Annotated in this window: 4 protein-coding genes; 1 reads left to right on the top strand and 3 read right to left on the bottom strand. The window is 32.7% G+C overall.

Going from position 1 to position 5,111, the window contains the following annotated elements; translation table 11 throughout:
- Window positions 1-84: 84 nt before the first annotated feature.
- From AC3DU7_RS24640 to AC3DU7_RS24630, 3 genes are read right to left on the bottom strand one after another with little or no spacing between them, the layout of a single operon-like run.
- Window positions 85-864, bottom strand: coding sequence for an RDD family protein (locus AC3DU7_RS24640; RefSeq protein WP_488041933.1), 780 nt, complete (start codon window positions 862-864; stop codon window positions 85-87).
- A 49-nt stretch (window positions 865-913) separates the two neighbouring features.
- Window positions 914-1,993 (bottom strand): hypothetical protein, encoded by a 1,080-nt coding sequence (locus AC3DU7_RS24635; RefSeq protein WP_488041932.1) that lies wholly within the window; start codon window positions 1,991-1,993, stop codon window positions 914-916.
- Window positions 1,994-2,039: 46 nt separating this feature from the next.
- Window positions 2,040-2,990, bottom strand: coding sequence for a hypothetical protein (locus AC3DU7_RS24630; RefSeq protein ID WP_488041931.1), 951 nt, complete (start codon window positions 2,988-2,990; stop codon window positions 2,040-2,042).
- Between the two features lie 81 nt (window positions 2,991-3,071).
- Between AC3DU7_RS24630 and AC3DU7_RS24625 the strand changes: the two genes are divergently transcribed.
- Entirely contained in the window at window positions 3,072-4,061 is a 990-nt protein-coding gene (locus tag AC3DU7_RS24625) for a stage II sporulation protein M (RefSeq protein WP_488041930.1), read from the top strand.
- Window positions 4,062-5,111: the final 1,050 nt, after the last annotated feature.

Genomic DNA, 5,111 nt, shown 5'->3' with positions numbered 1-5,111 from the left:
TCAGTTTGAGTTTTCATTTTTCGCTAACCTTAAGTTATTTCCCAACAACTCTATTATTAATTATTAATTATTAATTATTAATTATCAAACACTTTCTTCATAAGCTAAATAAACAGCCTCTAAAAATTCTGTAGCCGAAACTTTTTGTGGAGTTTGTTTCAAACCAATAATTTCTTTTGCTTCAGTTGCTAACTTTTTACTCAACTCTATTTTGGCTTGTCTAGTCATTAACTTAGAACGTTGTAAATATTCTCGAATTACAGCAAAATCTTCAGGCAATAATTGAGAAATATCTGCTTCTTCTAGTAAATAATTTGCTAATTTTTTTGCTGTTTCGGAAGTCGAAATTATATCGGCAACTTCCTTAACTTCTTGAATCACAATTGTACCTGCTATCCAGTCTCCTAAACGTTTTTCTTTTTTACTAAACAAAATTAATAACATTCCGATAAATAAAGTATCATCTACCGGACGAAATAAAGCTCTCAGAGTTGTTTGTTGTAATCTAACTGGTCTACCATCATCACGAATTACCCTAATTTTCACATAACGTTTTCCTGGTGTTTGCCCTTGCCAAATAGTTTCAAAAATCACAAAATATCCGACATAGATAATAAATAAAATTAATAACAGAATTGAACTTATCCACAATGATGCCTGCTGATTATCACCTCCAAAATTTTTCCATATATCTGAAAGTTGAATAGAAAAAAATCTGCCAAATATCAGGACAAAAAGTAAAATCAGACTCCAGATAATGTAGTCGATGAACAAAGCATAGGCACGGTTGCCCACTCCGGCTAAATTAAAATCTAATTCCACACTTTCTGGAGTTTCTAGAGATATTTTATTAAAAAATTTCATTGTTAATATTGATGAGATTTTCTGCTTACCTTCTTTGCTGCTAATAAAATTAAATATTTTGTTTTCTTAACTGTAAATCCATACCTTCTCTACGAGTTCGGAGGTCATAGTAGACGAAAGCTTTTATGGTTTGCCAGAATGGTAATAAAAATATACTTTGTACAAAAAAAAGGCCATAATCGAATAGTACAGATAGTAACATAAAATTTATATTATTTAGTTCTTCAATGTTTGATACAAATCCTATAATTGTAAGAATTAACGTCAAAGTCATACCAGATCCTAAAAGCAACATAGGTCCTTCTAAGAGTAGAAAATATAGAGAAAAACTTAAATAAGTTGGTAAATCGAAAAAAGAAGGTGCTTCCATTATTATAATCGAGTAGAGTATTTCATTAATAATGGAAGAAGTCATACCAATAGGTAATGCCACTAAAATTGTGACTAGCAAGACCGCAAAAATTTTCCTTATATATCCTTTAGTTAATTCCCAACACCGCCTTATGGTTTGAGTTGCAGTTATATTTTCTTCTATAACCAAAGGCATATTAACAATAACAAAACGACTTAATAATGTAGCGAACAAAATCCAGAAAATACCAAAAAAAACTATTGCTGAAACTACAGTAGTTAGCTCATCATTTACATTTACCGTGATTTTTGTATAAGTAATAATGATGCCAAAAAACAATAACATCACCAAAATCAGTATGAATATAGTTACAGTTTCAATTAAAAATATTCCCAAAAATACCCTAAAAAATATCCACTTTTTCGGTGCGACAACCCGCCTAGCTTGACGAATAGTTTCTGGTTGATTAGCTAATCCTCCGAATACTAATCTACTAATTATAGTACTATTAACAATTGATTTGGTTGTACAAAAAGCAAACAATAATAGCCAAACATGAATCAATAATAAAAAGCTTGATCTAAAGATATTTGCCTGACGATAAATCAAAATTAAAAGTATGGGAGTTATAGCTAAAAATGGCAACAAAAACCATAAATTTGCTCGAATAGCTACACCACAATAAGACTTAAAATTATCTCGATAAATTCGGATACTAGCACTAACAATATTCCCCACACTGAGAAGTTTAGTTACTGTTATTAGATTTTCAGACATGGCTAAATTTACAACTGATAACTGAAATGACCCTTCTACAACAAAATTAAATATCTTGTTTTCTTAACTGTAAACCCATACCTTCTCGACGAGTTCGGAGGTCATAATAAATTACAGCTTTTATACCTTGCCAGAATGGTAATAAAAAGACATTACTTAATAATCCAATACTATATCCAATGAGAAATAATAGTAATTGAAAGCTTGGATCTTCTGGGCTAACAGGAATAGTTGCTTTCAGAATATTTTCGAGTACTCCAGCAATAATTTGCACAACTATCCCAATTGGTATTGTCACTAAAGTTGCGACGAACAATACCACAAAAATTCGCCCTACATATCCTTTTGTCAATTCCCAACTACGTCCTAAAGTTTGAGTTGCTGTGATATTTTCTTCCACAGCTAAAGGCAGATCGAAAACAAAAAAACGAGTCAATAATCGAACTATAAAAACTAAGGCAGTAATAAAAATAACAATTACAATTAAAACTAAAAATACTATAGTTCCCACATTTTGCTGACCAGCATTTGCCATTGTACCAATAAGACCAGCAAAAAGTCCAATGAACATAGAAAAAATAAACCAAATACCAAATCCAATTGCAGACAATAGAAAAAATGCGTAGAAAAAAGCCCACATTTTAGGTTTTAAAGTACGCCTAGCTTCACGAACAGTTTCTGGTTGATTTGTTAATTCTCCAAATACTAACCTAGCAATTATGGCATTATTAATAATTGACTTTGCCGAACAATAAATAAATAATAATAACCAGACAGGAATTAATAATAAAAAAATTGACATTGAGGTATCCCCTTGAGTATAAATCAAAATTAAAGGGATAGGAATTAAAGCTAAAAATGGCAAAAAAGACCATAAAGTTGCTCGAATAGCTACACCAAAATAAGGCTTTAAATGATCTCGATAAATTCTCATACTAGCACTAACAATATTCCCAGCAGTTAGTAGTTCAATTGGTGTTGTTGAATTTTCAGACATAACTAAATTTATCTAAATTATTTGTAGTGAAAATTTTATATTTATCTTAAGCTAGCTATAGGTAGCTATTAGGAAAACTTAATGAATATTAACCGTTGGATTAGACGTAGAGAAAAAAATTGGCAGCATTTAGACTCTTTATTAAGGCAAGTAGAAAAAAAGGGATTAAAATCATTGCCAGCAGCTCAAATCAAGGAAATGGCCAGTTTGTATCGTTCTGTATCGGCAGATTTGGCCCGTGCTAAAACTCATCAAGTGGGCAATATTCTGGAGCAAGATTTGCAGAGGCTGACCACTCGTGGTTACACTCAAATTTATCAGGGAAACCGGAAGCAGGAATGGCAAGCAGTCTGGGAGTTTTGTCGTTGGGGGTTTCCAGCAGTGGTGCAGAAAACTTGGGCTTATACGGCAATGGCGACGGCGTTTTTTTTGCTTGGTGGGTTGGTGGCCTGGTGGTATAGTTGGCAAGACCCAGTGTTTATGTCGTTGATAGTGCCAGAATCTTTGATTTCTCAGGTACGCGATCGTCAAGAATTATGGATGGGGTCAATAGTAGGAGTTGAACCTATGGCTTCTAGTAATATTATGATTAATAATTTACGGGTTTCTTTTTCTGCAGTAGCTGGTGGTATTAGTGGTGGTATTTATACAGTTTATTTGTTGGTATTTAATGGATTATTAATTGGGGCAATAGGTGCCCTAGTTGGTCAGCATAATTTGGCTGTTCCTTTTTGGGCTTTTGTATTTCCTCATGGTGCTTTGGAGTTACCTGCAATATTTTTTGCTGGTGGAGCTGGTTTATTAATAGCAAGAGCTATTTTATTTCCGGGTAAATATGGTCGAATTGATGCTTTAAAGTTTTATGGTTTTCAAGCTGCACAGTTGGTTTTTGGTGTTGTGGTGTTGTTAGTTATTGCTGGAATTATTGAGGGGTTTTTCTCGCCTAGTCCGTTAGTGCCTGATATTTTTAAGTATATTGTTGGAATGGGGTTATTTTTGTTTTTATGTATTTATTGTAGTCAGGAGAAGGGAGAAGGGAGTAGGGGAGTGGGGGAGCAGGGGAGTGGGTAAATAAGGAATAAGATATGTTTATTTCATGGAAATAAATTGCTAAAAACATTTCTGAATCTTACTTATTAATTAATAACTGAAATGTTAAATAAATATAGCATTATTTTTAGAATTTTCTATCAGACAGAAAAAATGCAGAATAACTCAATTCTGAAGTACAAATAACTCCTCCATTACTTCCTAGTAAAGTGTGAAATATATTTTTTGAGAGTTTAATTATGGCTTGCTGATTAAATCTAAAAGCATTGACATATAAAGACTTTAGTCTTTTTGAGGTCGAAAAAAGTGCCTGGTTTTCAGCTCTTCATGCTCAAAAAGTTAGTATTTTAGGCAAAAGTTGGGCAGAAAAATCATTCTTACAATTCTTACTCCTACCTACTCTAAATTCCCATTTCTCCTGTCTCCTGTCTCCTGTCTCCTACCCCTACTAAAAGACTTTTGAGCGCAAACCCTAATTAAACATAGCATTTTTTTGAGAATAGGTATTATGTTATCTCTGGATAATTAGGGCTTGCTGAAAAAGTCTTTTTTAAGGAGTAGGGGAGCGGGGGAGTAGGGGAGTAGAGGAGCAGGAAAGTAATTTTTTTTAGCCCAACTTTTGCCTAAAATTATAAATTTTTGAACATTTTGATCTGAAAACCAGGTACTTTCTCACTACCCAAAAAGGCTAAAACCAATATCAGTAAAGACATTTAGGTTTAATCAGCAAGCCCTAATTAACGATATAACTCCGTTCCGCACTCCGCAAACAAAAAATTTATCCAGAGCAAATTTCCCTATTCTCTCTACTCCCTTATTTATCAGAGATAATATTAGATATATAGCAGTCGAAGGAAAGTTTAAGACATATCAAAAGTTAAAAACTCAGACAATGCAATGTTTTTCCTTATTCTTCCTTCTTCTTTCTTCCTTCTGCTAATAAATATGAATAGCAAGCCAAATTGTTTCTATATTTGCATCTGTTGAAATAATTTTATGTGGGGTTTTTGCTGGTATAAAAATATGACTATCTTTGACTAATTTTGTTGTTTTTTGATTGATTTCTAATAT

The organism is Okeania sp., assembly GCF_983059655.1.
The sequence above is the reverse complement of the archived record's forward strand: the minus strand, read 5'-3'. Positions and strand labels throughout refer to the sequence as shown.